Source organism: Streptomyces lusitanus, from assembly GCF_042647945.1.
GTDB lineage: Bacteria > Actinomycetota > Actinomycetes > Streptomycetales > Streptomycetaceae > Streptomyces > Streptomyces pseudogriseolus.
In genome coordinates this window covers 332,850-358,743 of sequence record NZ_JBHRWL010000007.1, presented here as the reverse complement: position 1 = coordinate 358,743, position 25,894 = coordinate 332,850, and the positions used below count along the sequence as shown (strand labels likewise).

The window sequence follows — 25,894 nt, the reverse complement described above, 5'->3', positions numbered from 1 at the left end:
CCCGATCCATCACCCGGCCCGACCATCACCCGTACGACGCAGCCGATCGAGGAGAAGCGACGTGGCGAAGAAGAGCAAGAAGGCGAAGAAGAAGCTGCCCCTGGCGTACAAGCCGATCGGCTTCGCGCTGGGCTGGACCAGCGGCACCGTGGCGGGCATGGCCTTCCAGAAGACCTGGAAGGTGATCAGGAAGGAGGACGACGCGCCGGACGCGCTGGACCGCGACCGCGGCTGGGGCGAGATCCTGCTGGCCGCGGCGATCCAGGGAGCGATCTTCGCCGTGGTGCGCAGCGCGGTGGACCGGGCGGGGGCGAAGGCGATCGAGCGCTCGACCGGGACGTGGCCCGTCCCGGACAAGGGCGGCCGGGACTGACCCGAGCCGTCGTCGCGGGGCCTGGGACCTCGTGCCCCGAAGGGCCGGACGGGCTGTGCGCAGCCCGTCCGGCCCTCTCAGCGACGGAACGCTCAGCCCTGCTTGGGCGCCGTCGGCACGCCTCTGCGCACGGTGAAGGAGTGCCCCGCCGGATCGGCGTACCCGCGCTCCTCCGTCGGTCCGTTCGGGTCGCCGCTCTCCGTCGGGCGGCCGCCCAGGCTCACGATCTTCCGCTCCACCCCGTCCAGGTCCTCCACCACGAACTCCAGGTGCGCCTGGAGGGAGTTCTCGGGGCGCGGCCAGCTCGGTGCGGTGGCGTTCATGTCGCGCCGCAGCGCCAGGCGGAAGCCGTCGGCGGCGCGGATCTCCACCCGGTTGGCGCTCGCGTCGACGTGTTCCGCCTCCAGCAGCTCTCGGTAGAACTCGGCGAGTTTCTCGGGTTCGGCGCAGTCGAGCACCACCACGCCCGTGGTCACCAGTGCCATGTCTCCTCCGCGGCATCGGATGCGGGGCGCTCCGGCCCCGCCTGAGTGACACCTGTCCGCGCTCACGCGCTTTCAGTCATGGATCGAAGTGGCGAAAAACTCGGTCGCAAGACGAAGACATATGTCATCCGAACATGCTCAAATGCAGTCGTCGGCAAGTAACTCGCGTGCCGGGGGCCGGTGTTGGGGCCGGTGACCCTCCCCCGGAGCACCCAGCAGGCTGGAGGCGATGGCGTCGTGCGGTACGAACCCCCGCCGCTGACGCGGCATCTGCGCGTGCGGCGGGACCGGGGCCACACCGTGCTGGAGTTCCACGGTGAGATCGACATCGCGGCCGCCGCGGAGATCGAGCCGCACCTCGACCTGGCGACCGCCGAGCCGGACGCCCAGGTCGTCATCGACCTCACCCACATCGAGTTCTTCGACCTCTCCGGGCTGCGGCTGCTCTACCGGGCCCGGCACCGGCTCACCGACGGGCGGCTGCAGCTGGTCTGCACCCATCCGCTGACCCTGCGGATGCTGCGCATCACCGGCCTGACCCGTCTGCTGCCGCCGTGGCCCTCCGTGGAGGCGGCGCTGACCGCACCAGGGTCGCGGTCGGGCCCGGTGCAGTAGCCGGCCCGCCGCGGGTCCGCCCCGCCCGTGCGCCCCCTCCATGCCCCCGGTGCCGGGGGCTGTCCCCCAACTGCCCTGCCTGTTCCGTGAGATGGCGGGCATGCGGACGGGAGGAAGGAGGGCCGTCGCCATGACGACTCCGGTGGAGCGACCGACCGCGCGCGTGCCCGGCTGGGTGAAGGCGCTGGCCGCCACGGTGGTGGTGCTGGCCGTGCTGTTCGCCGGGATCCGGCTGAGCGTGCTGCCGGGCCTGAAGGACCTGTTCGGCACGGAGACCCGCGACCGTTCGGGGCCGGCGCTGCTGGAGTCCATCCAGGACATCAGCCGCTACGACGCCGCCTCGGGCAACTTCCAGGTGGTGGTGGACCTGGAGAAGGACACCAAGTTCCTGCCGGACGCGGTCCGCGGCAGCCGCACCCTGTACGTGGGCGCGGGCACCGTGGACGCCTATGTGGACCTCGGCGGGCTGAAGGAGGGCGACGTCCGGGTGGACGAGGACCGCACATCCGCCGTCCTCAGGCTGCCCCGCGCCCGTCTCGGCACCCCGGCGCTGGACGTGGACCGTTCCTACGCCGTCTCCAAGCAGCGCGGCCTGCTCGACCGGCTCGGTGACCTCTTCTCGGACAACCCCAACAGCGAACAGGCCGTGCAGAAGCTCGCCGTGCGGCACATCCGGGAGGCGGCCGAGGAGAGCGGGCTGACCGCGCGGGCGGAGACCAACACCCGGGAGATGCTCCAGGGTCTGCTGCGCTCCCTGGGGTTCGAGCGGGTGCGGGTCACCTTCGCCGGCTGACCGGACTGTCCGCTCCGACCGGGGGTAACCGCCGTAACACTCGACGACCTTGACGACCGGAGGATGACCGATGGCCCGCGCCGCCCCCCAACCGCTCCCGCTGCCCCTGCGGCTGCTGGTGCTGCTGTGCGCCTTCGCCTTCATGGTGGTGTTCGCGGTGGTGCTGGCCCGGCTCACACTGCAGCCGTCCCCAGCCTCGGAGGCCCTGACGCACACCAACCTGCACCCGGGCCGCTCCCTGCGGGCCTACCTGGACCAGCCGGCCCTGCGGGACGCGGTCAAGCAGATCGGCGGCAACATCCTGCTGGGCGTGCCCTTCGGGGTGCTCGCGCCGGTCGTCGCGCCGCGCACCCGGGGCTTCCTGCGGATCCTCGTCCTGACGGCCGTGGTGATGCTGCTGGTCGAGGTGGCGCAGGGCGCGCTGGTCACCGGCCGTGCCTTCGACATCGACGACGTCATCCTCAACACCGCCGGGGCGCTCATCGGTTACCTGCTCCTGGGCCGGCGGATGAGCAGGGCCGTGCACGCACGCCGCACGAAGAAGTGAGCCACCGGCCCCCGCACGTCGTACGCCTCCGTTCTCCGTGGACGGGGGCGTACGGCTGTCTAGGGCCTGCCCCGCTGCTCCTCGCGGGCGCGGGGGGCCTGACGCGTGGACCAGGTGAACTTGTCCCCGCCCACCCAGCGGACCGTGTCGGGGTCGTCCAGATCGTGCACCGTGATGCCGTACGCGACGGCTGCCTGCAGCACGTCGGTGACGGACCTGGCCTCACCGACGACCTCTCCGTCGATCTCGACGATCCGGAACGGCGGGACCCCGGGCTGCACCCCGAGCACCGTGATCCGCGGCTGCGACATGTACGGGCTCGCGCTTTCGGTCATGCATCGAGAGTAGCCCCAAACGGCATGATCACGGCTTCCCGGCCATAACACCCGATGTCCCCTCCTCCGCGGCTCAGGGCCGGCGCCAGTCGTCGCTGGTCAGGTGCGAACCGGCCTGCGGTCCCATGCGGAGCATGCCGCCGTCCACGCTCCACGAGGCCCCGGTGACGTACGAGGCGTCGGGGCCGGCGAGGAAGGCGATCACCGCGGCGACCTCACGGGCGTCGCCGGGGCGCCCCAGAGGGATGCCGGGGCGGGGCTCGGTGTGCGGGTCGGTGTCCTCCTGGCCGGTCATGGGGGTGGCGATCTCACCGGGCGCGACCGCGTTCACGGTGATGCCGTACTCGGCCAGTTCCAGCGCCATCACCTGGGTGAGCAGTCCGAGGCCGCCCTTGGCCGCGCAGTACGGGGCGGCCCCCACCCGGGGCTGGTGCTCGTGCACGGACGTCACGTTGACGATCCGGCCGCCGTCGCCCTGCCCGATCATGTGGCGCGCCGCCCTCTGCGAGCACAGGAACGGGCCGAGCAGGTCGACGTCGAGGACCTCGCGCACCTTCTCGGGCTCCAGGTCGAGGAAGGGCGTCATGGTGCCGGTTCCGGCGTTGTTGACCAGCACGTCGACGCGTCCCAGCCGGTCGCACAGCTCGTCCATCGTGCCGGCGGCGCCGGGCAGCTCGGTCAGGTCCAGGCGGGTCACCTCGGCACGACGGCCGTGCGACCGCACCTCCTCGGCGGTCTCCTCCGCGCCCTCGCGGTCGCCGAGACAAGTGATGCCGACGTCCATGCCGGCGGCGGCGAGCCGTACGGCGGTGGCCCGGCCGATGCCGGAGTCCGCGCCGGTGATCACGGCGACCTTGCCGTCCACGGGGGTGGAGAGGGACATGCGGGCCTCCTCGTCGTCGGTGTCCGCGCTGCCGGGTCTCGCAGTACCCGTGGCGGCGCGGGCCAACCGCCCCGAGCGGCGTGCGGCCCCGCGCGCCCTGGGGAACCCTGGAGCGAGGAGGTGGCCATGGACCCCGTGGAGGCGCTGGAGGACATCGCGTTCCTGCTGGAGCGGTCGCTGGCTCCGACGTACCGCGTCCGGGCCTTCCGTACCGCGGCGCGCACGCTGGCGGAGCTGGGCCCGGACGAGGTGCGGGAGCGGGCCGCCGCCGGGACGCTGGAGCGGCTCAAGGGCGTGGGGCCGAAGACCGCGCAGGTGGCGGTGGAGGCGCTGGACGGGCAGGTCCCCGAGTACCTGCGCAAGCTGCGCGAGGAGGCGGAGCGCGAGCCCGAGGACCGGGCGGGGCGGGAGCTGCGGGCGCTGCTGCGCGGGGACTGCCATCTGCACTCCGACTGGTCGGACGGGGGCAGCCCGATCGAGGAGATGGGCCGCACCGCCGCCGCGCTGGGACACGAGTGGGCGGTGCTGACGGACCACTCTCCCCGGCTGACGGTGGCGCGCGGGCTGTCGACCGAGCGGCTCAAGGAGCAGCTGGAGGTGGTCGCGGAGCTCAACGAGAGGTGGGCGCCGTTCCGGCTGCTCACCGGCATCGAGTGCGACATCCTCGAGGACGGCTCCCTCGACCAGGAGCCGGAGCTGCTGGAGCGGCTGGACGTGGTCGTGGTGTCCGTGCACTCCAAGCTGCGGATGGACGCCCGGTCGATGACCCGCCGAATGGTGGCCGCCGTGCGGAACCCGCACTCCGACGTGCTCGGGCACTGCACCGGGCGGCTGCTGAGCGGGCGGGGCCGGCCGGAGTCGGAGTTCGACGCCGACGAGGTGTTCGCGGCGTGCGCGGAGACCGGCACCGCCGTGGAGATCAACAGCCGGCCCGAGCGGCTCGACCCGCCCCGGCGGCTGCTGCGGCGCGCGGTGGAGGCGGGGGTGCTGTTCTCCGTGGACACCGACGCGCACGCCCCCGGCCAGCTGGACTGGCAGATCCTCGGGTGTGCCCGCGCCGAGGAGTGCGGGGTGCCGCCCGGGCGGGTGGTCACCACCTGGCGGCTGGAGGAGTTGCTCGCCTGGGCGCGGGAGCGCAGAACGCCGGCGGGCGTGGCGGGCGGGCGCGGTGGTACCCGTACGGGTCCGCGAGGAAAGGAAGGGTCTTGATGACACGGGCGGCGGTCTTCGACGTCGACGGCACTCTGGCCGACACCAACCATCTGCATGTCACGGCCTGGTGGGAGGCGTTCCGGCAGGCCGGGCACCAGGTGCCCATGCACGCCGTCCACCGGGCCGTGGGCTTGCCGTCCACCGATCTGATCGCGCATCTGCTCGGAGAGGACCGGGACGCCTCCCGCGACGCGGAGCTGAGCGCCGCGCACAAGACGCTGTACGGGCAGTACTTCGACCGGCTGCCGGCCCTGCCGGACGCCGGCCGGCTGCTGGAGCGGCTGCACGACGACGGCTGGACGGTGGTGCTCGCCACCTCGGCCGGCGGGGCGGAGCTGGACGCGCTGCGCCGGGCGATCGACGCCGACCGGGCGATCTCCGCGACGGCGAGCGCCGACGACGTGGACCAGGGCAAGCCGGCGCCCGAGCCCGTCGAGCACGCGCTGGAGCTGGCCGGGGTGCCCGCCGGGCGGGCGGTGTTCGTGGGCGACACGGTGTGGGACATGCGGGCGGGCGCCCGGGCCGGGGTGCGCTGCGTGGGCCTGCTGTGCGGCGGCATCCCGCGCGCCGACCTGACCGACGCGGGCGCGGGCGCGGTGTACGACCACCCGGCGCATCTGCTGGCGTCGCTGGCGGACTCCCCGCTGGCGTGAGATTCCGCATGCTTCGTGACCGGCGCGTCAGGGAAACCGCAGGCCCATGACGCGGGTGATCGACGACGGGAACAACGGGGACGGCGCGGCCACGAGCGGGCGGCCGGCCCGGGCGGCGGACGCGGTGCGCTGGGAGACGCGGTCGGTGGGCCGGGCGGCGCGGGCCGCCGTGCGCGGGCCGGGGCGGGAGCGGGATCTGCTGGTGCAGTCGCTGAAGGCGGCCCTGGCGGCCTTGCTGGCCTGGCTGGTGGCGCAGGTGTGGCTCGGCGACCCGATGGCGCTGATGGCGCCGTGGGTCGCGCTGGTGCTGGTGCAGGCCACCGTGTACAGCTCGCTGGTGACGGGGGCGCGGCAGTTCGCCGCGATCTGCGTCGGGGCGCTGGTGGCGTCGGGGGCGCAGGCGGTCACCGACGACACCACCGGCGCGATCGCCCTGTCGGTGCCGGTCCTGGTGCTGCTGTCGAACTGGCCGCGCTTCGGCGACCAGGGCATCTACGCGGCGACCACGGCCGTGTTCACCATCGCCTCGGGCACGGTGAGCGCGGCGGCCGTGGGGCACCGGCTGGGACAGGCGGCGCTCGGCGCGGTCATCGGCGTCGCGGTGAACGCGCTGGTGCTGCCGCCGGTCCATCTGCGGGACGTGCGGGAGAACCTGGCGGCGCTGGCCCGGGAGGCGGGCGAGGTGCTGCATGCCGTCGCGGGCGACCTGCGCGAGGGCGAGTGGGACGCGCAGACGGCGGTCGGCCGGCTGAACGCGGCGAAACGGCTCCAGGACCGGCTGGACGCGCTGCGCTCGGCGCGCGGCTGGAGCAGGGAGAGCATGCGGCTGACGTCGGGTGTGCTGCGCACGCTGCACCGGGCGCCGACCCAGGCCCTGCCGTCGGAGGACGAGGACGAGCGGCTCGGCCGGATCACCGGCCATGTCACGGCGCTGACCCGCAGCCTGGCCGTCGCCGCGGACGAGGAGCGCTCCCCTGCCGCGCCCGACCCGGAGGTGCTGTGCTCCTACGGGAAACTGCTGGAGCTGCTCGGGGACAGCTGCCGCGCCGAGGCGGACCGGCTGCTGGGCGAGGAGGGGTCGGCGGACCCGCTGCTGGACGAGCGGACCGACGCGGCCATGCGGGACCTGCACACCCGGCTCCAGGAGGGGCTGACCCGGGAGGCTGGGCGGGGCGCGGCCCGGACGGCGGTGCTGGGCACGCTGGTGCTCCAGGCGGAGAACCTGTGGGCGGACCTCGCCCCGGACGCGCGGGGCCGCTGACCTCCCCCTGCGTGGTGACACACGTCACCGCGGAACAGGACCGCGGGCGGAACACAGCGAGGCTGTTGCCCGTTGAACAGATCGTGGGTGCGGATGGGACAGTGCCCCCGGGCCTCACCATTCGCCCACAGGGACGATCGTTCGGCTGAAGCCCTGTGGAGCCTTTCGCCGAGAGGCGACCGCCATGCGCACCCACCTGTGAGCCGCCCCGGCCGTGATTCCCCCGTCGCGGCCGGGGCTCTTTTTGTATCCCCCGCATCCCCCGTATCCCTCGCCCGGTTCCGGCCGGCGTGAGCCCGCGCGCGTGCGGGGTACCCGGACGGCTCCGCGGAGCAGTGGTGCCGCGGCTCGTCGGAGGGAGCGGAAGGTGAGCAGCGCAGCGGGACTCAGGGTCGTCGTGACCGGCGCCACGGGCAACGTGGGGACCAGCGTGGTGCGGGCCCTCGCGGAGGAACCCGAGGTCGGCTCCGTTCTGGGCGTGACCCGGCGGATCCCCGACTGGTCGCCGCCGAAGACGGAGTGGTCGGCGGTGGACGTGGCCTCGGACCGGTTCGACCTGGTGCGGGAGTTCGCGGGCGCCGACGCGGTGATCCATCTGGCCTGGGCGTTCCAGCCCACGCACGACCCCGCGACCACCTGGCGCAGCAACGTGCTCGGCAGCATGCGCGTGTTCGACGCGGTGGCCCGGGCGGAGGTGCCGACGCTGGTGCACGCCTCGTCGGTGGGGGCGTACTCCCCCGGCCCGAAGGACCGCGCGGTGGACGAGTCGTGGCCGACGCACGGCTGGCCGGACGCCGCGTACTGCCGGGAGAAGGCATATCTGGAGCGGGCCCTGGACATCGTGGAACGCGACCGGCCCGGTCTCCGGGTGGTGCGGATGCGGCCCGCGTTCCTCTTCAAGCGCGAGTCGGCGAGCGAGCAGCGCCGTATCTTCGGCGGCCGCCATCTGCCGGGGCAGCTGGCGCGGCCCGACCTGCTGCCGTTCCTGCCGGACGTGCCCGGTCTGCGGATGCAGGTGCTGCACACGGACGACGCGGCGCGGGCGTACCGGCTGGCGGTGCTGTCCGGGCAGGCGCGGGGGCCGTACAACCTGGCGGCGGAGCCGACGGTGGACGTGGAGCTGCTGGGCGAGATGTTCGGCGGGCGCCGGGTGCGGCTGCCGCGCGCGGCGGCCCGGTCGGCGGTCGCGGCGGCGTGGGGGCTGCGGCTGCTGCCGGCCTCCCCGCACCTGTTCGACGCGGTGCTGCGGCTGCCGCTGATGGACTGCACGCGGGCGCGGGTGGACCTCGGCTGGCGGCCGACGCGCACGGCGACGCAGGTGGTGGAGGAGTTCCTGCTGGGCATGCGGCAGGGCGCCGGGGAGAACACGGCTCCGCTGCACGGCAGCGCGGTGGGGTAGGGCTGGTTGCGCGGGGCCGGGCGGGGTACCCGCGTGGGCCGTACGGATGAAGGGAGAGCGTCGTGACCGACCATCGCCTCGAAGGTCCCGGTGAGAACGGCGCGGGTGTCCCACGGGACATGCCCGACCAGCAGGCCGGTCCCGACGAGGACCCCTGGGAGGTCGCGCCGGCCGCCGCCGAGCGGGAGAGCGAGCGGAAGGCCGAGGAGCCGGACGGGGAGCCGGACGGGGACGAGTCCGCCGAGGACGTGCCCGACACGGACGAGGCGGGCACGGGCCGCCAGGGCGCGCCGCACTCGGCGGCGTCCTACCCGGAGGCCCCGGTGCCGGACGAGTCCACCGGCTGACCCCGGAGCAGACCCTCTTGCGCTCAGCGTGGTACGCGGTCCTTGAGGGCCGTGCGCCAGGCGGGCGCGGGAACGGCCGGGTCCGGCTCGGGGCGGCGCCCGCCCCGGTCGAAGAAGTCGGCGAGCGGCAGGATGGCCGCGCCGACGGTGACCGCGTCCGGCCCCAGCTTGCCCAGCTCGATCGTGACCCGCTCCGCCGGATGGCGCAGCGCGTACGACAGGGCGTGGCGGCGCACGGCCGGCAGGAAGCGGGAGCCGAGCTGGAGGCCGGCCCAGCCACCCATGAGGATACGTTCCGGCTGGAAGAGGTTGATCAGGTCGGACAGGCCCGCGCCCAGGTACTCGGCGGTCTCCTCCAGCACCGCCAGGGCCACGGGGTCGGCGTCGGCGCCGTCGACCGGGTAGGCGGCGGCGAGCATCGCGGTGAGCGCCGTCTCCTCGTCCGTGTCCTGCGGTACCCGGCCGCCCTCCTCGCGCCAGCGGGCGAGCAGCGACTCCGCGCCCGCGTACGCCTCCAGGCAGCCCAGCGCGCCGCAGCGGCAGCGGCGGCCCCGGACCCGTACGGTCAGGTGCCCCCACTCCACCGCCCGGCCGTGCCGCACCTCGGGGGTGACGAGACAGGCGCCGACGCCGGAACCGAAGAGGACGACGAGGGCGTTGCCCGCGCCGCGTCCCGCGCCGAACCACATCTCGGCCTGCCCCAGCGTCCGGGCACCGTTGTCGATGAAGTACGGCACGCCGTCGGGCAGCGGGGAGCCGTCGCGGAGCAGGGACTCCAGCGGGACCGCGTCCCAGCCGATGGTCTGTCCGTGCACCACCGCGCCCCGGTCGGCGGTGTGCTCGACGATGCCGGGGACGCCGATGCCGACGCCGAGGAGGCGCTCCGGCGGCAGGTCCGCGGCGGCGAGCACCTCGTCGATGCCGGAGCGGATGTGGTCCACGATGACCTCGACCTCGTACCGCTGCTGCTCCAGCGGGCGTTCGGTGCGGGCCAGCTCGGTGAGGGCGAGGTCGAACAGCTCGACCCGCACGCGGGTCTCGCCGACGTCGACGCCGATCATGTGGCCGCTGGCCGGGGCCACGCGCAGCAGGGTGCGGGGACGGCCGCCGTCGGAGTCGACGCTGCCGGCCTCCTCCACCAGTCCGTCGGCGATCAGGTCGGCGACGACGTTGCTGACGGACCCGGAGCTGAGGCCGGTCGCGGGGCCGAGTTCGAAGCGGCTGAGGGGGCCGTCGAAGTAGAGCCGCTGGAGCACGGCCGTACGGTTGGCCCGCCTGAGGTCGCGCACCGTGCGCCCGTTGCCCGCCATGTGGCTCCTCCCATACACCCGGCCCGACCTGCAACATACCGCCGAGCGGCGGCCCGGCGCGACTTTTCCTTCCCCTTAGTTCACGATGTGAACTTACTCGGGGCGCATCCGGTCGCCTCCGCGATCTCGTCCAGCGTGGATTCCAGGTGCGGGCCGACCCACTCCCGGACCCGGCGCGCGTCCTCGGCGCCCACGGCCCGGGGCACCGTCTCGGTGAGCATGATCAGGTCGAGGTAGGCGCGGTACAGGGCGAGGCGGAGGCGGGCCGCCTCGTCGAGGACCGCGGGGCCGTCGTCCTCCGCGTAACCGGCGAGGAAGGCGTCGTCCCGCCGGATGTCGTCGAGCAGCGCCAGGGAGACGAAGTCGGCGACCGGGTCGCCCCAGAACATCCGCTCCCCGTCGATCAGTCCGCCGATCCGCGCGGGTCCGCCGGCCGGGCGGTCCACCAGGATGTTGCCGGGCCACAGGTCGAAGTGGACCAGCACCGGCACGGTGACCGCGTCAAGCGCGGGCGCGGCGGCCCGGAACAGGGCGGCCGCCTCGTCGACGGGGCGGGGCAGCCAGGGGCGGTGGTCGCGGGCGTCGGCGAGCACGGCGTCGGTCATCGCGGTGAACGCGGTCCGCCAGTCGGGGGCGAGCGGGCCGAGGGCGCCGGACGGGTAGCCGAACGCGGTTCCGGTGACCCGGTGCAGCCGCGCCACCTGGCGGCCCAGCTCCGTGCGCAGGGCCGCGCGCTCCTCGTCGGCGGGGGCCGCCTCGGGCCAGGGCACGCCCGGGCAGGCGGTGAGCAGCAGGTACGGCTCGGGGTCGTCCGGGGCGAGGGACACGGCGCGCGGCGCGGGCACCCGGGCCCGCTCCGCCCCGGCACAGAAGCCGGCCTCGGCGACCAGCAGCCGCCGCTCGTGCCGCAGTCCGGGCACGGTGGGCGGGGGCGGGACCTTCAGGACGTACCGGGTACCGTCGGACAGGAGGATCTCCTCGACGGTGTTGTAGGTGCCCCCGGCCAGCGGGCGCACCCCGGCCAGGGCGTCGGGCGGCAGTCCGGCGGCCGCGAGCACCCGGCGGGCCCGTTCCCGGGAGTCCCCCATCGTGCGTTCCCCTCCCCCTCGGCGACTGCGGTACAGCGTACGGGGCGCCTCGGGGCGGGTGCGGGGCGGTGGGCGGCGACCCTCGGCGCGACGGGCCGGGGCGGCGGGGCGGCACGGCGGGGCGGCGGCGGGGCGGGGCGGCGGCGCGGCACGGCGGGGCGGCGGCGGGGCGCGGGGGCAAACCGTTGGCCCCGGCGCGGGGCCGATCCCTACGCTGGCCGCCGAAACCTAGGACCCCTAGGTTTGACGGAACATCACAGGAGACGACGTCATGAGAGCACTCACCGAGCAGGACATCCGCGGTTCGTTCATCAACTGCTCGAAGGGTGAGGCGAAGCGGCTGAACGTGCCCCGGGACCTGGACGGGCGTCCGTGGCAGGACCTCGACTTCCTGGGCTGGGGAGATCCGGGCGCGCCCGACCGCAGCTATCTGGTCGTGGAGCGGCAGGACCGGCTCGTCGGGGTGGCGCTGCGCTTCCAGCCGGCCCAGCGGGGTTTCCTGCACCGCAGCATGTGCTCGCTGTGTCTGACGACCCATCCGCGCGGCGGGGTGGCGCTGATGACCGCGCGCAAGTCCGGTCCCGCGGGCCGGGAGGGCAACTCGGTCGGCGCCTACATGTGCACCGATCTGGCCTGCTCCCTCTATCTGCGCGGGCTGAAGGTCCCGGAGACCGGGGCGCGGTTCGAGGAGAGCCTCACCCTGGAGGAGCAGATCGACCGCACGCGCGGCAATCTCTTCGCCTTCATCGACAAGCTGTGACCCCGCCGGGCGACGGGTGTGGTCCCGTTGCCGTACCCCGGGTGACTGCCGTCACGGTGGAACACGTTCGTCACACGCGCGGAGGGGGAACCGTCCGAGGATGCACGTCGTACGCCAGATGACCGCGCCTGCCGTCCGGTTCTTCAAGCAGCACCGTGATCCGCTGACCGTGCAGACGGTGCGGTCGGCGGCCGCGGCGACCCTCGCCTATGTGATCGCGGTGCGGCTGAGCCCCGAGGCCGCGCCGCTCACCGCTCCGCTGACGGCGCTGCTCGTCGTCCAGGTCACCCTGTACTCGACCCTGACCACGGGTCTGCGCCGGGTCAACTCCGTGGTGACCGGCGTGGTGCTGGCGATCCTGTTCAGCCTGCTGGTGGGTCTGACCTGGTGGAGCCTCGGTCTGCTCATCCTCGCCGCGCTGGTCACCGGCCATCTGGTGCGGGCGGGCGAGTTCGTGCCCGAGGTGGCGATCAGCGCGATGCTGGTGCTCGGGGTGACCACGCACGGCGACACCGCCTGGGCGCGGATCGTGGAGACGCTGATCGGCGCCTTCGTGGGGATGGGGTTCAACCTGCTGCTGGCGCCGCCCGTGTGGGTGGAGGAGGCCGGCGAGTCCATCGAGGAGCTGGCGCGCCGGGTACGGCAGCTGATGCTGCGGATCGGCGAGGAGGCCGCGGGCCGTCCGCCCGCGGCGCGCGCGGCCGCCCGGCTGCACGAGGCGCGCAGGCTGGACCACGACATCAGCGAGGTGGACGCGGACCTGCGGCAGGCGGAGGAGAGCCTGCGGCTCAACCCGCGGGTGCGGGAAGGGCTGCTGCACCGGGTCGTGCTGCGCACGGGTCTGGACACGCTGGAGATCTGCACGGTGGTGCTGCGCGTGCTGGCCCGCACGCTGACCGACCTGGCGAAGGAACGGGAGCCGGAACGTCTCTTCACGAAGGAGACGGGGGAGGTCTTCGAGCAGCAGCTGGCCGAGATCGCCGACGCCGTGGTGAGCTTCGCGGTGCTGGTCACCACGAGCGCGAGCGCCAACGCCGAGTCGGCGGAGGAACGGCTCGCCTCGCAGCTGCGGCAGGCGGCCGGCACCCGCGACAGGCTGGCGGAGCTGCTGTACGAGGAGGCCCGGCGCGACCCTGAGCGGTGGCAGCTGCTGGGCGCCCTGCTGACGGAAGTCAACCGCATCCTCGACGAGATGGACACCGAGCACCGCACCCGGCGGCTCTTCGAGGAGCTGGACCGTCACTCGCGGGAGCAGCGGGAACGGCTGCCCCGGCTCACCCGCATGCGGGACCGGCTGTCCGGCCTGCCGGCCCGTTTCCGCCGGAACCGGGACGGAAAGCCGGCGGGGCGGGGCTGAGGCGGGAGCCGGCGGGTTGGGAGCCGGCCGGGCGGCGCTGAGGCAGGGCAGCGCTGGAACGCGTGGCTCCGCGCCCCGGATCGACGGCCCGCGACCCGCCCGCGCGAGCGGGGTTCCCTTGCGTTCGACGGGTGATCGACGCCAAGGTGTCCCGAGGCGAGCGGGACGGGGGACGACCGAAGGTGCGTGTGATGGACAGGGCCGGTTTGAGCAGGCGCCGTTTCGTGGGCGCGTTCGCGGGGACGGCCGCCGGGATGTCGGTGCCCGCCTGCGACGGCGGCGGCCCGCCGCCCGACGCGGCGACCCCGCGGGCCCCGGCCACGGTGACCGGCCCGCCCGAGCCGAGCGCGACGCCCTCGGGTCCGCGCCCGCTCCACCTGGGCACGTACACCTCGGTCGACGGCGGCGGCGAGGGCATCGGTCTGGCGACGTACGACCCGGCGACGGGGCGGATCACCGGCGCGGGCGTCGTCGGCGGGGTGGCCGACCCGTCGTTCCTGGCGGTGCACCCGGACGGGCGGACGCTGTACGCGGTGAACGAGCGGGAGGACGGCGCGGTGACCGCCGTGCGGCTGTCCGACCGCACGGTGCTGGGCAGCAGCGCCACGGGCGGCTCCTCACCGTGCCATCTGTCGGTGCATCCCGGCGGGCGTTTCCTGCTGAGCGCCGACTACGGCTCGGGCAGTGTCGCGGTGCACCGCATCGAGACGTCGGGCGCGCTCGGCGAGCGCACGGCGATGGTCACCCACTCCGCGCCGCCCCCGGGCCCGGGCCAACAGGGCCCGCACGCCCATCAGTTCGTCACCGCCCCGGACGGCGGTCACGTCCTGGCGGTGGACCTGGGCACGGACACCGTGTACACGTACCGCCTCGACGAGGAAGCCGGCACCCTCACCGAGGTGTCGCGGGCGGCCGCACGCGCCGGCGCGGGACCGCGCCACCTGACCTTCCACCCCGGCGGGCGGTACGCCTATCTCGCCAACGAGGTCGACGACACGGTGGCGGTGTGCGCCTACGAGCCCGGGTCGGGGCGGCTGACGATCGGGGAGCCGCAGCCGACGGGCTCGGGCTCCGGCACCAACTACCCGGCGCAGTTCGCCGTCACCGCCGACGGCCGGTACGCGTTCCTCGCCAACCGGGGCCACAACAGCGTCGCCCGGTACGCCGTCGAGGAGGACGGGGCCCGGCTGCGGCTGCTCGGCACGGTGCCGGTCGGCGGTGACTTCCCGCGCCACCTCGCCCTCTCCCCCGACGGCGGACTGCTGTTCACGGCGAACCAGAAGTCGAACGACGTCAGCGTGTTCCTCGTGGACGCGGACAGCGGTGAACTGCGCTCGGCCGGCGAGCCGTTCGCGTCACCCGTCGCCGTCTGCGCGCTGCCGCTGTAGCGGGCGGGGGCAGGAGGCGGCGTTCGCCGCCTGGGAGAGCAGCACGTGCATGCGCTCGGTGAGCTGCGCGACGTCGTCGGCGGGCGCGTGGAACGGCAGCCGTACGTCGCCGTCGGTGCGGGCGCGTTCAATGCGCAGGGTCAGTCCGTGCCGGTCCACGGCGAGCGGCCGTACCCGGACCGCGCCCTGGAGGCTCGCCGGGTCCACCAGGCGGGTGAGCCGGTCCACGGCGTCGGCGTGGCAGTCCGCGAGGTGGGTCAGCAGCCGCGCCTCGGCGCCGGCCAGCGGGTCGGGGGCCGCGGCGGCGAACTCGTCGGGGCCGACCAGCAGCGCGCCGGAGGGCCGGCGCAGGACCACCCGGGTGGGCCGCAGGGCGAGCCGGCCGTCCTCGGCGGAGAACCATCCGGCGAGCCACACCCGGGCGCGGACGCGGTCGCGCACGGGGACGGGCGCGACGTCGGCGAACTCCAGCACGGCGGACGGCTCCCCGCGCGGCGCGCAGAGCGCGGCGGCGTGCAGAGCGCCGTCCTCGGGCACGTCCAGCAGGACCCGCCCGTCGTCCGTGACGGTGTGCGCGCCGACCAGCTCCTCGCGGGTGCCCTCCGCGGTCACCGTGCAGGACCAGGCGGCGGCGAGCACCGAGCGGGCCCGCTCGGCCGCGCCCGGCGCGGCGGCCCAGCCGTGCGTGTGGTCACCCATCCCAACCTCCTATTAGGTAAGCCTTGCCTAACCTATCGAAGATCGGGGCGCGCGCCAACCGGCCGAGGTGATCTCTTACGTGCCTTCAGGGTGTGAGGACGCCCAGCAGGGCGCGTGCGCACAGGTCGCGTACCTGCTCACGCCCCAAGTGCGCCCCGCGCAGCCACTCCAGACAGACGGCCGTGGTGAACGCCAGCCAGCCGCGCACGGCGAGCCGGGTGTCCGGCCGGGACTCCAGCACCGGACCGAACTCGGGGTCGGCGGCGAGCGCGGCGAGGACCTGCCGCTCCTGCGCGGCCAGCGCCCGCCGGTAGACGCGTCGCACCGCCTGGTCCCCCGCCGCGTCGGCGCGGTGGAAGGCCCGGTAGCCGTGTGCGTGGGCCTCGACGTACTCCAGGTAGGCGTCGAGCCCGGCGGTGAGCTGCTCGCGCACCGGGACGCCCGGCACGGGGGCGGTCATCCGGAGCATCCGCTCGCTCTCGCGCTCCACCACGGCCGCGAAGAAGTCCCGTTTGTTCGGGAAGTAGTGGTACAGCAGTCCGCGCGACACCCCGGCGATCTCGGCGACCTGCTCGACCCACACCTCGTCGTACGGGCTCTCGGAGAACAACCGCGCACCCACCGCGAGCAGTTGCTCCCGGCGCTCCTCGGTGCTGAGCCGGCGGCGCGCGCGCCCGCCCTGGTCCACGGCCATTCCCGCACTGTAGTTGACGCCGGTCCGGCGGCCGGACCAGACTGGATCCGCGTTATTGAACTCATGTGCAACACGTCGTACTCGCTCGCCGGACCGAAGGAGACCGCGTCATGGCGGAGACGACGGCACGGACCGCCGTGCCGAAGGGGTTCCGCAGCGCGGAGCAGGGCTGGCCCGCCCTGGACCGCATACCGCACCCGCCGTACCGGCTGCCGCTGCTCGGCGACGTCATGGGGTCGAGCAGACGCACGCCCGTGCAGGACTCGGTGCGGATCGCCCGGCGGCTCGGGCCGATCTTCCGGCGCAAGGTCTTCGGCAACGAGTTCGTGTTCACGTGGGGCGCCCGACTGGCGGCCGACCTGGCCGACGAGTCGCGGTTCGCCAAGCACGTGGGGCTGGGCGTGGCCAACCTCCGCCCGCTCGCGGGTGACGGGCTGTTCACCGCGTACAACCACGAGCCCAACTGGCAGCTGGCGCACGACGTGCTGGCGCCCGGGTTCAGCCGCGAGGCGATGTCCGGCTACCACCCGATGATGCTGTCGGTGGCCGCGCGCCTGACCGAGCACTGGGACCGCGCGGCGGCGGACGGGCGCTGGGTGGACGTGCCCGGCGACATGACCAAGCTGACGCTGGAGACGATCGCGCGCACCGGCTTCGGGCACGACTTCGGCTCCTTCGAACGGTCCCGCCCGCACCCGTTCGTCACCGCGATGATCGGCACCCTCAGCCACGCGCAGCGGCTGAACAACGTGCCGCCGCCGCTGGCCCCGCTGCTGCTGCGCCGGGCGAACGGGCGCAACGAGCGGGACATCGCGCGGCTCGGCCACATCGTCGACGAGGTGGTCCGCCGCCGGCGCGCGGACGGGCACGCCGACGGCGACCTGCTGGACCGGATGCTGGAGACCGCCCACCCGGCCACCGGGGAACGGCTGTCACCGGAGAACGTGCGCCGCCAGGTGATCACCTTCCTGGTCGCGGGCCACGAGACCACGTCGGGCGCGCTGTCCTTCGCCCTGCATCACCTCTCCCTCCACCCGGACGTGGCGGACCGCGCCCGCGCCGAGGTGGACCGCGTCTGGGGCGCCACGGACACGCCCGCCTACGACCAGGTCGCCCGCCTCCGCCACGTCCGACGCGTCCTCGACGAGGCGCTGCGGCTGTGGCCGACGGCGCCGGCGTACTCGCGGGAGGCGACGGAGGACACGGTGCTCGCGGACGAGCATCCGATGCGGCGCGGCGCGTGGACGCTGGTGCTGACCCCGATGCTGCACCGGGACCCGGAGGTGTGGGGCGCGGACGCCGACCGCTTCGACCCGGACCGCTTCGAACCCCGGGCGGTACGCGCCCGGCCGCCCCACACCTACAAACCGTTCGGCACGGGCGCCCGCGCCTGCATCGGCCGCCAGTTCGCCCTGCACGAGGCGACGCTGATCCTGGGCCTGCTCCTGCGCCGCTACGACCTGCACCCGGACCCGGCGTACCGCCTCCGCGTGACGGAACGTCTGACGCTGATGCCGGAGGGGCTGCGGCTGCGGCCGGAACGGCGGAGCGCGCGGCGGGCGGACATTCCGGGGCAGCGGACGGACAGCGGTCAGCGGCCGGAGGCCGGCGGGCGGTGAGTGGTGAGTGGCGCTCGCGCGCTTGAGCCGACAGGCGAGCCGGAAACCGCGTCGAGGACGGTCACCTTGTCGTGCGCTTCGAGACCCTCGCCGCGTGATCGCCGCGAGGGTCGGAGCGACCGTCAGGTGTGGGGCTACTGCACGCGGGGCTGCGGCGGGGTGTGAGCGCGCAGGGCTTCCGTGAACCACGTGAAGACCGGTGCCAGGCTCGGCGGGGCGGGCCATCCGTTGATGACGGCCAGCAGGTGCCAGTAGCGTTCCGCGCGGGGGTCGCCGGCGATGTCCAGACGGGTCAGCAGCCAGTGGCGCAAGTCGGCGTCGTCGGCTCGGCTGAAGGTCTGCGCGTAGCGGACGGTGAGGCCGTCGATGACGGGTGCGGCCTCCGCCGAGGTGGGAGCGACGCCGGCATCGAGTGCGCGACCCACGCTGTCGCGGACGGTCTCCGTGAGGTCGTGGTGCAAGCCGGTGACGTCGCCCTGGGCGCGCTCGGCCGCCTGGTACCGCGCCATCCGGCGGACGGCGGCGCGGAAGTCGGGGTCCTGTGTGAGTTCGGCGAGTTCCACCCAGGCGTCGACCTGGTGGGGGTCGGGGTCGTCCGGCAGTTCCGGGCATGGCCGAGCGCATCATGTCGACGAACTCGGCGTTGGCGTCGAGTGGAGCCCCGTTCGGCCACCGCTCGCAGCACCGCGCGCCGCAGTCGGAGGGTACGGATCTGCACCTCCAGGGCATCGGCGTGTGCGGCCGCGACCTCCGGGACCGAGACCTCCCGGTTCAGCACCTGCCGGATGACAGCGAGGTCGAGCCGGCCGGGCTGCGGTCCGTCGGCGGCACGATCCCGGTGTCGGAGTGTCGCCGTCCATGCCTGCACCTTCGTGCCTCCCCCTACGGGAGACTCAAGCCTGCGTCGGCCGACTGTCCTGGGTCATGCAGAGAGCTGCCAAGTGGGCGCAAGGTGACAGCCCAATGACCGGTCGGTCATGCAAGCGGCTTGCGGTAACGGACGTACTCGTTCTGTCGCCGGAACCCCACACTCTCGTAAAGATCGTAGGACCGGTGCGGATTTGCCGTGCCCGTGAACAGCCGGGCGGTCGTTGCACCCTGCTCGCGAAGGCTGCGCAGCCCGTCCAACAGCAGGGCCCGGCCGATTCCGAGGCGTTGCCGGTCTCTCCGGACACTCAACTCTTCGACCTCGCCCACGGTGTGGTCGTGCCGGCGGATGGAGCAGAGGGCGACGCCGACCATGTCCTGCCCGTTCCATGCAGCCCTCCAGCATGCCGGGTCGGCGGTGTCGACGAAGTCCTGGAAAGGCCATTTCCGAGCGAAACCGGTGTCCGCATACGAATCGACGACCGTCCTCCAGGCTGCACGGTAGTGGCTTGTCCCGATCGGCCCCGTCCGTGTCCCTGTCGGCAGCTCGCTGCGCCGCTCGGGCAACTGCTGCAGATCGCCCAGCTCCAGCTCGACGAGACTGAAGACACGTCGGTAGCCGGCTGCGAGCAGGAGTGCCGTGGCGTCCTCCTCGGAGGCCATGGCATTCGCGCCGATCACTGCCGTTCGCGCCGTTCCATGCTGTTCGACGAGCCGGCGGATCCGCTCTTCGGCCCAGCTCAACATGGCTGAGCCGATGCCCTGGCGGCGATGCTCGGGCAAGAGGTAGCCGCGGTGCAGGTACAGCCACGTATCGTCCCGCTCTTGCCACCACCGGATCGTCGCGTAGCCGACGACGCTCCCGTCGCGCACCACCAGGATCTGGTTCTTGGACGGCTCCTCCAGCTTGGCAGAGGCTTCGGCGATCTCGGCCGCCGTCGGGAGCCCTTCCACAACCGAATGGGCATCGACCCGGTCCCGTTCGGCACACCCCAGCCGCACTGCCGCCATGGGGCCGTGGTCTTCGTCGCCGCGATACGGCCGGAACGCGAAGCCGAACGGAAGATCCTGTCCTGGGGCGTCATCCGACATGATCGGATGATCTCGGACTTCGCGGCAGGTCCGCCACCCTATTCATGCCGCGGTCGCCTGTGGCCGTTCAACGAGCCGGCCGCGTTCGAAGCAGGCTCCGGCGCGGACGAGGGCGACGAGGTGGGGTCGCCTTGACCTCGTCGAATGGCGCCACGAACGCATCCTAGGGACCCCGTCCACGGGCTTGACGATCTGTAGGAGCTTCAGCGGGGCACCGACGGTCCGCGGCTGGGCGGGGTGAGCGGTGCGCGGCCACGGTCGTCAGGTGGACGCGCGTCCTCAGTGGTCCCCCGCCCCCTCACCCTCCGGGGGCAGGGCCAGGCTCTCCAAGCGCTCCGGGTCGGCCAGGATGTAGAGGGCCGTGATGCGGCCCTCGTGGACCGTGGCCGACAGGACCGAGCCGACGCGGCCGTCGACCACGGTGACCAGGCCCGGGGTGCCGTTGACCAGGACCATCCGGGCGGTGGCGTTGAAGCGGGCGAACAGCATCGCCGACTCGGCGACACGCTGCGCGCCCTGGAGCCGCTTGGAGCCCGCCACGCCCTCCAGCAGGGCGCCCGCGTCCGCGCGCAGCACCACGTCCGGGTGAAGTACGGCGAGCAGCGCCTCGAAGTCGCCGGTGCGCGCCGCCGCGCGGAACGCGTCGAGGGCCTGCCGCTGCTGCGCCGCGTCGGGGGCGGACGGCGGGGCGGAGTCGCGGACGCGGCGGCGGGCCCGGCTGGCGAGCTGCCGTGTCGCGGCCGGGGTGCGCTCCACCACCGGGGCGATGTCGTCGAAGGGCACGGCGAACATGTCGTGCAGCACGAACGCCAGCCGCTCGTCCGGGTCGAGGGCCTCCATGACGACGAGCAGGGCGATGCCCACCGAGTCGGCCTCCAGCGCCTCCTGCTCCGGGTCGACCCGCGACAGCGGCCGGAGCACCGGGTCCGGGACGAACGTGTCGTCCATCGGCTGCTCCCGGCGGGCGGCGCGCGAGCGCAGCAGGTCCAGGCAGATCCTGCCGGTCACGGTGGTGAGCCAGCCGCCGAGGTTGCCGATCTCCCCCGGGTCCACCCGGCCCAGCCGCAGCCAGGCCTCCTGCACGGCGTCCTCCGCCTCGGCGAGCGAGCCGAGCATGCGGTAGGCGACCGCCTTGAGGTGGGCGCGGTGCTGCTCGAAGCTCCGCGCCAGGTCCTCCTTGTCCTCCCCGTTCTCCCCCACCGCGCTCACCTCGGGAACACCTCGAAGGCGACCGCCGGACGGTTCTCGAACCGCTTCCCCGTCTCCTCCGCGAAGCCGGTCAGCAGCGTGCGCGCGTACGTCTCCGGGTCCTCGTCGGTGAGCGCCTCGATGTAGGTGCGGTGTTCCAGCAGGGAGCGCACCGCCCGCTTCAGGCCCGGGGTGGCGTCCACCGCGTGGGTGGGCGAGGCGGAGCCGACGACCGCCACCCAGCGCACCCCGTCCCAGGGCTGAAGCCCCTGCTCGGTCAGCTCCGGGAAGATCCAGCGGTTGCCCGCGTCGCCGGCGGCGTCGAGCGTGGCGCGGCCGACGGCCACGTGGTCCGGGGTGTTCCAGGCGGTGCCGCCCCAGGTGTCCCGGTGGTTCAGCGTGATCACCAGCTCGGGCCGGTGGCGCCGGATCGCCGCCGCGATGTCCCGGCGCAGGGCGGGGCCGTACTCGATCACGCCGTCCGCGTGGTCCAGGAAGGCGACCTCGGACACGCCCACCACGGCCGCGCTCGCCCGCTGCTCGCGCTCCCGGAGCGGCCCGCACCGGGCGGGGTCCAGGGTGTCGATGCCCGCCTCGCCGCGGGTCGCCAGGACGTAGGAGACCTCGCGGCCGGCGTCGGTCCAGGCGGCGATCGCCGCCGCGCAGCCGTACTCCAGGTCGTCCGGGTGGGCGACCACGGCCAGCGCGCGCTGCCAGTCGTCGGGCATGGGCTGGAGCTGACTGATCGTCGACTCGGTCATGCCTCGCAGACTAGCCCCCGCCACCGACAGTGCACGGGGGCGCGCGGCAGGCCTCCTCGCGGGCGAGGGCAAGACGCGCGGTCGGGCCTCGTCGCGGGCGAGGACAAGACGCGCGGTCGGGCCTCGTCGCGGGCGAGGACAAGACGCGCGGTCACGCCTCCCCGCGCGCCGGGGCAAGGCGCGCGGTCACGCCTCGTCGCGGGCCAGCGCCAGCAGGCGGTCCAGGACGCGGGGGCCGCCGGTGCGCACGCCGTCGTGTTCGAACTCGTCGGTCACCCAGGTGCGCAGGCCGCGGACCGCCCGGGCGGTGGCCAGGGAGTGCGCGGTGTCCACGTACATGTCGTCGTGGTAGACGGCCGCCGCGACCGGGACCTCGTTGGCGGCCAGGCGGGCCGGGTCGTACAGCGGGGTCCAGTCGGTGCGCGCGGCGAGGAGTTCCGCGGTCTCCCGCAGGGGGCGCAGCGCCGGGTCGCAGTCGAACATCCAGGGGTGGATCGTTTCGCCGGTGAACAGCACGGGCTCGTCGCCCGCGAGCGCCTTGGCCGCGTCGAACTGCGGGAACTCCCCCCGTACCCGCTCGGCGGCCCAGGCGGTGGGGCGGGCGTCCTGGGCGTAGATCGCCTCGTGCAGCAGCGCGTAGAGGGGGTGCCCGGCGAACGACAGGAGGCCTTGTACCTCCTCCTGGAACGCGTCGGAGAGCGCGGGGCCGGACGGGGTGGGGACGAAGGCGTGTTCGAGGAGGAAGTGCAGGCGGTGGCTGCCGTCGCCGCTGCCGAGCATCAGGCCGAGGGACTGGAACGCCTCGACGGTGAAGCGGTAGCCGTTGGGCAGGACCACGTCGTGGGTGAGCAGGTGGTCGGCGATACGGCGGGCCCGTTCGACGTCCTGCGGGTAGCGGGCGTAGTGGGCGGCGACCTTGCGCTCGATCCGCGGGTAGGCGGCCCGGTAGACGTCGTCGGCGTGCGCGTCGAGGGAGGGCAGGCCGCCGGTGATCAGGGCGGTGTCCAGTCCCTCGGGGGCCGTGGACAGATAGGCGACGGTGCAGAAGCCGCCGAAGCTCTGGCCGAGCACGGTCCAGCGGGCCCCGCCGGTCACCTGCGGGCGGATGGTCTCGCAGTCCCGGACGATCGCGTCGGAGCGGAAGTGCGTGAGGTGGTCGGCCTGCTCGGCGGGGCCGCCGCGCAGCGGGAGCGTCTGCCGGTTGGCGGGGGTGGACGCGCCGGTGCCGCGCTGGTCGAGCAGCAGCACCCGGTAGTTCTCCAGGGCACGCCCCAACCAGGCCGGCTTGCCGACGAAACGGTTCGCCCCGAAGCCCGGGCCGCCCTGGAGGTACAGCAGCCAGGGCAGGTCCTGGCCCGCCTTGTCACTCGCGACGACCTCGCGCGCGTACAGCTCGATCGTCTCGCCCGAGGGGTTGTCGTGATCGAGCGGCACGGTGAACCGGCGGTCGGTGAGGACCACTCCGGGCTGGCGGTAGGTGTCGGTCAACGGGACTCCCGGTACGAACGGATTGTCGGGCCGCGACCCAGTTCAGCACATGTTCCTTCGGCCAACGACCCCGGGATCATGAAAAAGTTCCTGAACATCGGTCAACGCGCCGACAGGCTGGAGCGCCGCACCACCAGCTCCGGGGAGAGCACGACCCGGCGGTGCTCGTGGCCCGCGCCCGTGGACTCGGTCTCCTCCAGCAGCAGTTCCGCCGCCAGCGCCCCCATGGTCACGGCGGGCTGCCGTACGGAGGTGAGCGGCACGGCCGCGGCGGCGGCGAACTCGATGTCGTCGTAGCCGACGATGGCCAGATCGTCGGGGACGTTGACGCCGGCCGCGTACATCGCCTGGAGCACGCCGAGGGCGAGCAGGTCGTTGGCGCAGAACACGGCGGTGGGCCGGCGGGCCAGGCCGAGCAGCCGGGCGCCCGCGTCGCGTCCGGCGGCGACGTCGAGCCGCTCGGTGGGCAGCTCGTGCAGGCTGTCGGGGCCGAGCCCGGCCTCGGCGAGGGCGTTCAGCGCGCCGGTGCGGCGGTCCCGGACCTGATTGAGCCCGGGCGGGCCGCTGACGTACGCGAGGGAGCGGTGCCCGGCGTCGACGAGGTGGCGGACGGCCAGGGCGCCGCCGGCGACGTCGTCGACGGAGACGGAGCACTCGGTGGTGCCCTCGGCGACCCGGTCGACCAGCACGAAGGGGATGCCGTGCCGGCGGAACCCCTCGATGGTGCGGCCGGTGGCGTCCGCGGGGGTGAGCAGCACGCCCCGTACCCGCTGCTCCGCGAAGAGGGACAGGTACTCGGCCTCCTCGCTGGGGCTCTGGGCGCTGTTGCAGACCATGACGCCGAGGCCCGCCTCACGCGCGGCCCGCTCGGCGCCGCGCGCCACGTCGACGAAGAAGGGGTTGCCCATGTCGAGGACGAGCAGGCCCATGATGCGGCTGCGGCCGGCGCGCAGCTGGCGGGCGGACTCGCTGCGGACGTAGCCGAGCCGGTCGATGGCGGACAGCACCCGGGCCCGGGTCTCGGCGGCGACCGTGTCCGGACGGTTGATCACGTTGGAGACGGTGCCGACGGAGACTCCGGCGACGCGGGCGACGTCCTTGATACCCACCGACTGGGCCATCGGACAGGGACCTCCAGGGAGAGGGGCGACGGAATCACGGGGGCGGCGCGGCGGGCCCTCACACTACCCGCACGTCCGCCCCTTTTCGGACACGGGCCGGGTGGACCCGTGGCCGTCAGCCGAGGTGGAAGACCTCGGTGAGCGGGGTCATCGCCTCGTCGGGCCGGGCGCCGTCGAGGGACTCGAAGAACGGCGCCATCTCGGCCTGCCAGCGGGCGTTGACCTCCGTGGCCTCCATGGCGGCCTTCGCCGCCTCGAAGTCCTCGGTCTCCAGGTACCCGACGAGCAGGCCGTCGTCGCGCAGGAAGAGGGAGTAGTTGTGCCAGCCGGTGGCCGCGAGCGCCTCGCGCATCTCGGGCCACACGGCGGCGTGGCGTGCGCGGTACTCGTCGATGCGGTCCTGGCGGACCTTGAGCAGGAAACACACGCGTCGCACGGAGTACCGCCTTTCCCACGAGCAGCCCAAGGGATCAGAAGTCGAACTTGTCGATGTTCCCGGCGTTGAACACCGTCGGCCTGCCCAGGTTGATCACGCCGTCCTTGCCGAGGGTGTACTCGCCCATCGCGCCGGCCGTGAAGGTCTCGCCCTCCTTGCCGGTGACCTGGCCGGACGCGAGCGCGACGGCGGTGCGGGCGGCCAGCTCGCCGAGCTTGGCCGGGTCCCACAGCTCGAACGCCTCGACGGTGCCGTTCTTGACGTACTTGCGCATGTCGTTGGGGGTGCCGAGGCCGGTGAGCTTGACCTTGCCCTTGTACTTGGAGCCGGACAGGTACTGGGCGGCGGCCTTGATGCCGACGGTGGTCGGGGAGATGATCCCCTTGAGGTTCGGGTGCTCCTGGAGCAGGCCCTGGGTCTGCTGGAAGGACTGCTGGGCGTCGTCGTTGCCGTAGGCGACCTTGACCAGCTTCATGTTCTTGTACTTGGGGTCCTTCAGCTCGTCCTTCATGAAGTCGATCCAGGTGTTCTGGTTGGTCGCGGTCTGCGCGGCGGACAGGATCGCGATCTCGCCCTGGTAGCCGATCTGTTCGGCGAGCAGCTGCACCTCGGTGCGGCCCAGGTCCTCGGCGGACGCCTGCGAGACGAAGGCGTTGCGGCACTCGGGATTGGTGTCGGAGTCGTAGGTGACGACCTTGATGCCGTTCTTCATGGCCTGCTTGAGCGCGGTGCACAGGGCGCCCGGGTCCTGCGCGGAGACGGCCATGGCGTCGACCTGCTGCTGGGTGAGGGTGTTGACGTAGGAGACCTGGCCGGCGGTGTCGGTGGCGCTGGTGGGGCCGACCTCCTTGAAGGTGGAGCCGAGCTCCCGCACGGCCTTCTCGCCGCCCTTGTCGGCGGAGGTGAAGTAGGGGTTGTTGACCTGCTTGGGCAGGAAGCCGACGGTCAGGCCCTTCTTGGTGGCGGCGTTGGGGTCGGCCTTGCCGGCGGAGGCGGCCGCGCCGCCCTCGTTCTTGACGTCCTCCTTGGTGGTGCCGCCGCAGGCGGTGGCGGCCAGGGCGAGGGAGGTGACGGCGGCGAGCGCCGCGCAGGTGCGGCGGAGGGATGCTGTGCGCATGGCGGG

The 25,894-nt window shown here is 73.6% G+C and carries 28 protein-coding genes; 13 read left to right on the top strand and 15 right to left on the bottom strand.

The genetic code is table 11. The features are described from left to right. Positions 1 to 61: 61 nt before the first annotated feature. Entirely contained in the window at positions 62 to 373 is a 312-nt protein-coding gene (locus tag ACFOSY_RS13485) for a DUF4235 domain-containing protein (RefSeq protein ID WP_394307015.1), read from the top strand. 92 nt (positions 374 to 465) lie between these two features. Here ACFOSY_RS13485 and ACFOSY_RS13480 read toward each other — a convergent pair whose 3' ends face one another. After that, the gene (locus ACFOSY_RS13480) at positions 466 to 858 is read right to left on the bottom strand and encodes a VOC family protein (protein ID WP_225652731.1); all 393 of its coding nucleotides are present in this window, start codon (positions 856 to 858) and stop codon (positions 466 to 468) included. A gap of 237 nt (positions 859 to 1,095) precedes the next feature. Between ACFOSY_RS13480 and ACFOSY_RS13475 the strand changes: the two genes are divergently transcribed. The 3 genes from ACFOSY_RS13475 (at position 1,096) to ACFOSY_RS13465 (ending at position 2,813) form a co-directional block, all read left to right on the top strand. Next, the gene (locus ACFOSY_RS13475; RefSeq protein WP_394307014.1) at positions 1,096 to 1,473 is read left to right on the top strand and encodes an anti-sigma factor antagonist; all 378 of its coding nucleotides are present in this window, start codon (positions 1,096 to 1,098) and stop codon (positions 1,471 to 1,473) included. A gap of 130 nt (positions 1,474 to 1,603) precedes the next feature. Continuing rightward, the gene (locus ACFOSY_RS13470) at positions 1,604 to 2,266 is read left to right on the top strand and encodes a DUF4230 domain-containing protein (protein ID WP_394307013.1); all 663 of its coding nucleotides are present in this window, start codon (positions 1,604 to 1,606) and stop codon (positions 2,264 to 2,266) included. Positions 2,267 to 2,336: 70 nt separating this feature from the next. Then, a complete protein-coding gene (locus ACFOSY_RS13465; RefSeq protein ID WP_394307012.1) occupies positions 2,337 to 2,813 on the top strand; it encodes a VanZ family protein in 477 nt (158 codons plus the stop codon). A gap of 59 nt (positions 2,814 to 2,872) precedes the next feature. Here the strand turns inward: ACFOSY_RS13465 and ACFOSY_RS13460 are convergent, their stop codons facing one another. Both ACFOSY_RS13460 and ACFOSY_RS13455 read right to left on the bottom strand, forming a co-directional pair. Then, positions 2,873 to 3,148 (bottom strand): hypothetical protein, encoded by a 276-nt coding sequence (locus ACFOSY_RS13460; protein WP_031020740.1) that lies wholly within the window; start codon positions 3,146 to 3,148, stop codon positions 2,873 to 2,875. Positions 3,149 to 3,221: 73 nt separating this feature from the next. Then, the gene (locus ACFOSY_RS13455) at positions 3,222 to 4,031 is read right to left on the bottom strand and encodes an SDR family oxidoreductase (RefSeq protein ID WP_394307011.1); all 810 of its coding nucleotides are present in this window, start codon (positions 4,029 to 4,031) and stop codon (positions 3,222 to 3,224) included. A 126-nt stretch (positions 4,032 to 4,157) separates the two neighbouring features. Between ACFOSY_RS13455 and ACFOSY_RS13450 the strand changes: the two genes are divergently transcribed. From ACFOSY_RS13450 to ACFOSY_RS13430, 5 genes are all read left to right on the top strand, one after another. Continuing rightward, positions 4,158 to 5,240, top strand: coding sequence for a PHP domain-containing protein (locus ACFOSY_RS13450; RefSeq protein ID WP_394307010.1), 1,083 nt, complete (start codon positions 4,158 to 4,160; stop codon positions 5,238 to 5,240). Beyond that, positions 5,240 to 5,896, top strand: a complete 657-nt coding sequence (locus tag ACFOSY_RS13445) for an HAD family hydrolase (RefSeq protein ID WP_394307009.1) — start codon at positions 5,240 to 5,242, stop codon at positions 5,894 to 5,896. Before ACFOSY_RS13450 ends, ACFOSY_RS13445 begins: the two co-directional genes overlap by 1 nt. 46 nt (positions 5,897 to 5,942) lie before the next feature. Next, positions 5,943 to 7,157 (top strand): FUSC family protein, encoded by a 1,215-nt coding sequence (locus ACFOSY_RS13440; RefSeq protein WP_394307008.1) that lies wholly within the window; start codon positions 5,943 to 5,945, stop codon positions 7,155 to 7,157. A gap of 367 nt (positions 7,158 to 7,524) precedes the next feature. Continuing rightward, complete coding sequence (locus ACFOSY_RS13435; RefSeq protein WP_394307007.1) at positions 7,525 to 8,556, top strand: SDR family oxidoreductase; 1,032 nt, start codon at positions 7,525 to 7,527, stop codon at positions 8,554 to 8,556. Positions 8,557 to 8,618: 62 nt separating this feature from the next. Continuing rightward, positions 8,619 to 8,903, top strand: coding sequence for a hypothetical protein (locus ACFOSY_RS13430; protein WP_394307006.1), 285 nt, complete (start codon positions 8,619 to 8,621; stop codon positions 8,901 to 8,903). Positions 8,904 to 8,926: 23 nt separating this feature from the next. On the opposite strand, the gene ACFOSY_RS13425 is transcribed toward ACFOSY_RS13430, so the two are convergent. Together ACFOSY_RS13425 and ACFOSY_RS13420 are read right to left on the bottom strand one after the other, a co-directional pair. Beyond that, positions 8,927 to 10,213, bottom strand: coding sequence for an ROK family transcriptional regulator (locus ACFOSY_RS13425; RefSeq protein WP_394307005.1), 1,287 nt, complete (start codon positions 10,211 to 10,213; stop codon positions 8,927 to 8,929). 80 nt (positions 10,214 to 10,293) lie between these two features. After that, positions 10,294 to 11,301 carry a phosphotransferase family protein gene (locus ACFOSY_RS13420; protein WP_394307004.1) on the bottom strand — a complete coding sequence of 336 codons (1,008 nt, stop codon included), beginning with the start codon at positions 11,299 to 11,301 and terminating at the stop codon, positions 10,294 to 10,296. A gap of 271 nt (positions 11,302 to 11,572) precedes the next feature. Here ACFOSY_RS13420 and ACFOSY_RS13415 point away from each other — a divergent pair, with 271 nt between their 5' ends. From ACFOSY_RS13415 to ACFOSY_RS13405, 3 genes are all read left to right on the top strand, one after another. Beyond that, entirely contained in the window at positions 11,573 to 12,061 is a 489-nt protein-coding gene (locus ACFOSY_RS13415) for an FBP domain-containing protein (RefSeq protein ID WP_394307003.1), read from the top strand. A gap of 100 nt (positions 12,062 to 12,161) precedes the next feature. Further along, positions 12,162 to 13,418 (top strand): FUSC family protein, encoded by a 1,257-nt coding sequence (locus ACFOSY_RS13410; protein WP_394307002.1) that lies wholly within the window; start codon positions 12,162 to 12,164, stop codon positions 13,416 to 13,418. A 191-nt stretch (positions 13,419 to 13,609) separates the two neighbouring features. After that, entirely contained in the window at positions 13,610 to 14,806 is a 1,197-nt protein-coding gene (locus tag ACFOSY_RS13405; RefSeq protein ID WP_394307001.1) for a lactonase family protein, read from the top strand. Here ACFOSY_RS13405 and ACFOSY_RS13400 read toward each other — a convergent pair. Together ACFOSY_RS13400 and ACFOSY_RS13395 are read right to left on the bottom strand one after the other, a co-directional pair. Further along, entirely contained in the window at positions 14,774 to 15,505 is a 732-nt protein-coding gene (locus tag ACFOSY_RS13400; RefSeq protein WP_394307000.1) for a DUF2470 domain-containing protein, read from the bottom strand. The genes ACFOSY_RS13405 and ACFOSY_RS13400 overlap by 33 nt on opposite strands. A gap of 85 nt (positions 15,506 to 15,590) precedes the next feature. After that, entirely contained in the window at positions 15,591 to 16,199 is a 609-nt protein-coding gene (locus ACFOSY_RS13395) for a TetR/AcrR family transcriptional regulator (RefSeq protein ID WP_394306999.1), read from the bottom strand. 110 nt (positions 16,200 to 16,309) lie between these two features. On the opposite strand from ACFOSY_RS13395, the gene ACFOSY_RS13390 reads away from it, so the two are divergent. Beyond that, complete coding sequence (locus tag ACFOSY_RS13390; protein WP_394306998.1) at positions 16,310 to 17,818, top strand: cytochrome P450; 1,509 nt, start codon at positions 16,310 to 16,312, stop codon at positions 17,816 to 17,818. 134 nt (positions 17,819 to 17,952) lie between these two features. Here ACFOSY_RS13390 and ACFOSY_RS13385 read toward each other — a convergent pair whose 3' ends face one another. The 8 genes from ACFOSY_RS13385 to rhaS all read right to left on the bottom strand — a co-directional run bounded on the left by ACFOSY_RS13385 (position 17,953) and on the right by rhaS (position 25,888). After that, positions 17,953 to 18,381 carry a hypothetical protein gene (locus ACFOSY_RS13385; protein WP_394306997.1) on the bottom strand — a complete coding sequence of 143 codons (429 nt, stop codon included), beginning with the start codon at positions 18,379 to 18,381 and terminating at the stop codon, positions 17,953 to 17,955. Between the two features lie 412 nt (positions 18,382 to 18,793). Then, positions 18,794 to 19,777, bottom strand: a complete 984-nt coding sequence (locus ACFOSY_RS13380; RefSeq protein ID WP_394306996.1) for a GNAT family N-acetyltransferase — start codon at positions 19,775 to 19,777, stop codon at positions 18,794 to 18,796. Between the two features lie 279 nt (positions 19,778 to 20,056). Next, entirely contained in the window at positions 20,057 to 20,986 is a 930-nt protein-coding gene (sigJ, locus tag ACFOSY_RS13375) for an RNA polymerase sigma factor SigJ (protein WP_394306995.1), read from the bottom strand. Continuing rightward, positions 20,983 to 21,726 (bottom strand): PIG-L deacetylase family protein, encoded by a 744-nt coding sequence (locus ACFOSY_RS13370; protein WP_394306994.1) that lies wholly within the window; start codon positions 21,724 to 21,726, stop codon positions 20,983 to 20,985. Before ACFOSY_RS13370 ends, sigJ begins: the two co-directional genes overlap by 4 nt. 186 nt (positions 21,727 to 21,912) lie before the next feature. Next, complete coding sequence (locus ACFOSY_RS13365; protein ID WP_394306993.1) at positions 21,913 to 23,214, bottom strand: alpha/beta fold hydrolase; 1,302 nt, start codon at positions 23,212 to 23,214, stop codon at positions 21,913 to 21,915. A 101-nt stretch (positions 23,215 to 23,315) separates the two neighbouring features. Then, positions 23,316 to 24,335, bottom strand: a complete 1,020-nt coding sequence (locus ACFOSY_RS13360; RefSeq protein WP_006132840.1) for a LacI family DNA-binding transcriptional regulator — start codon at positions 24,333 to 24,335, stop codon at positions 23,316 to 23,318. 115 nt (positions 24,336 to 24,450) lie between these two features. After that, positions 24,451 to 24,771, bottom strand: a complete 321-nt coding sequence (locus ACFOSY_RS13355) for an L-rhamnose mutarotase (protein ID WP_394306992.1) — start codon at positions 24,769 to 24,771, stop codon at positions 24,451 to 24,453. Between the two features lie 34 nt (positions 24,772 to 24,805). After that, positions 24,806 to 25,888, bottom strand: a complete 1,083-nt coding sequence (rhaS, locus tag ACFOSY_RS13350) for a rhamnose ABC transporter substrate-binding protein (RefSeq protein WP_394306991.1) — start codon at positions 25,886 to 25,888, stop codon at positions 24,806 to 24,808. Between the last annotated feature and the right edge of the window lie 6 nt (positions 25,889 to 25,894).

What these genes read in the sequence shown, in the direction of transcription:
- ACFOSY_RS13480 (WP_225652731.1), bottom strand. Translation starts at nt 858, where the DNA reads ATGGCACTGGTGACCACGGGCGTGGTGGTGCTCGACTGCGCCGAACCC.
- ACFOSY_RS13470 (WP_394307013.1), top strand. Translation starts at nt 1,604, where the DNA reads ATGACGACTCCGGTGGAGCGACCGACCGCGCGCGTGCCCGGCTGGGTG.
- ACFOSY_RS13465 (WP_394307012.1), top strand. Translation starts at nt 2,337, where the DNA reads ATGGCCCGCGCCGCCCCCCAACCGCTCCCGCTGCCCCTGCGGCTGCTG.
- ACFOSY_RS13460 (WP_031020740.1), bottom strand. Translation starts at nt 3,148, where the DNA reads ATGACCGAAAGCGCGAGCCCGTACATGTCGCAGCCGCGGATCACGGTG.
- ACFOSY_RS13455 (WP_394307011.1), bottom strand. Translation starts at nt 4,031, where the DNA reads ATGTCCCTCTCCACCCCCGTGGACGGCAAGGTCGCCGTGATCACCGGC.
- ACFOSY_RS13450 (WP_394307010.1), top strand. Translation starts at nt 4,158, where the DNA reads ATGGACCCCGTGGAGGCGCTGGAGGACATCGCGTTCCTGCTGGAGCGG.
- ACFOSY_RS13445 (WP_394307009.1), top strand. Translation starts at nt 5,240, where the DNA reads ATGACACGGGCGGCGGTCTTCGACGTCGACGGCACTCTGGCCGACACC.
- ACFOSY_RS13440 (WP_394307008.1), top strand. Translation starts at nt 5,943, where the DNA reads ATGACGCGGGTGATCGACGACGGGAACAACGGGGACGGCGCGGCCACG.
- ACFOSY_RS13425 (WP_394307005.1), bottom strand. Translation starts at nt 10,213, where the DNA reads ATGGCGGGCAACGGGCGCACGGTGCGCGACCTCAGGCGGGCCAACCGT.
- ACFOSY_RS13420 (WP_394307004.1), bottom strand. Translation starts at nt 11,301, where the DNA reads ATGGGGGACTCCCGGGAACGGGCCCGCCGGGTGCTCGCGGCCGCCGGA.
- ACFOSY_RS13415 (WP_394307003.1), top strand. Translation starts at nt 11,573, where the DNA reads ATGAGAGCACTCACCGAGCAGGACATCCGCGGTTCGTTCATCAACTGC.
- ACFOSY_RS13410 (WP_394307002.1), top strand. Translation starts at nt 12,162, where the DNA reads ATGCACGTCGTACGCCAGATGACCGCGCCTGCCGTCCGGTTCTTCAAG.
- ACFOSY_RS13405 (WP_394307001.1), top strand. Translation starts at nt 13,610, where the DNA reads ATGGACAGGGCCGGTTTGAGCAGGCGCCGTTTCGTGGGCGCGTTCGCG.
- ACFOSY_RS13400 (WP_394307000.1), bottom strand. Translation starts at nt 15,505, where the DNA reads ATGGGTGACCACACGCACGGCTGGGCCGCCGCGCCGGGCGCGGCCGAG.
- ACFOSY_RS13395 (WP_394306999.1), bottom strand. Translation starts at nt 16,199, where the DNA reads ATGGCCGTGGACCAGGGCGGGCGCGCGCGCCGCCGGCTCAGCACCGAG.
- ACFOSY_RS13390 (WP_394306998.1), top strand. Translation starts at nt 16,310, where the DNA reads ATGGCGGAGACGACGGCACGGACCGCCGTGCCGAAGGGGTTCCGCAGC.
- ACFOSY_RS13380 (WP_394306996.1), bottom strand. Translation starts at nt 19,777, where the DNA reads ATGTCGGATGACGCCCCAGGACAGGATCTTCCGTTCGGCTTCGCGTTC.
- ACFOSY_RS13370 (WP_394306994.1), bottom strand. Translation starts at nt 21,726, where the DNA reads ATGACCGAGTCGACGATCAGTCAGCTCCAGCCCATGCCCGACGACTGG.
- ACFOSY_RS13360 (WP_006132840.1), bottom strand. Translation starts at nt 24,335, where the DNA reads ATGGCCCAGTCGGTGGGTATCAAGGACGTCGCCCGCGTCGCCGGAGTC.
- rhaS (WP_394306991.1), bottom strand. Translation starts at nt 25,888, where the DNA reads ATGCGCACAGCATCCCTCCGCCGCACCTGCGCGGCGCTCGCCGCCGTC.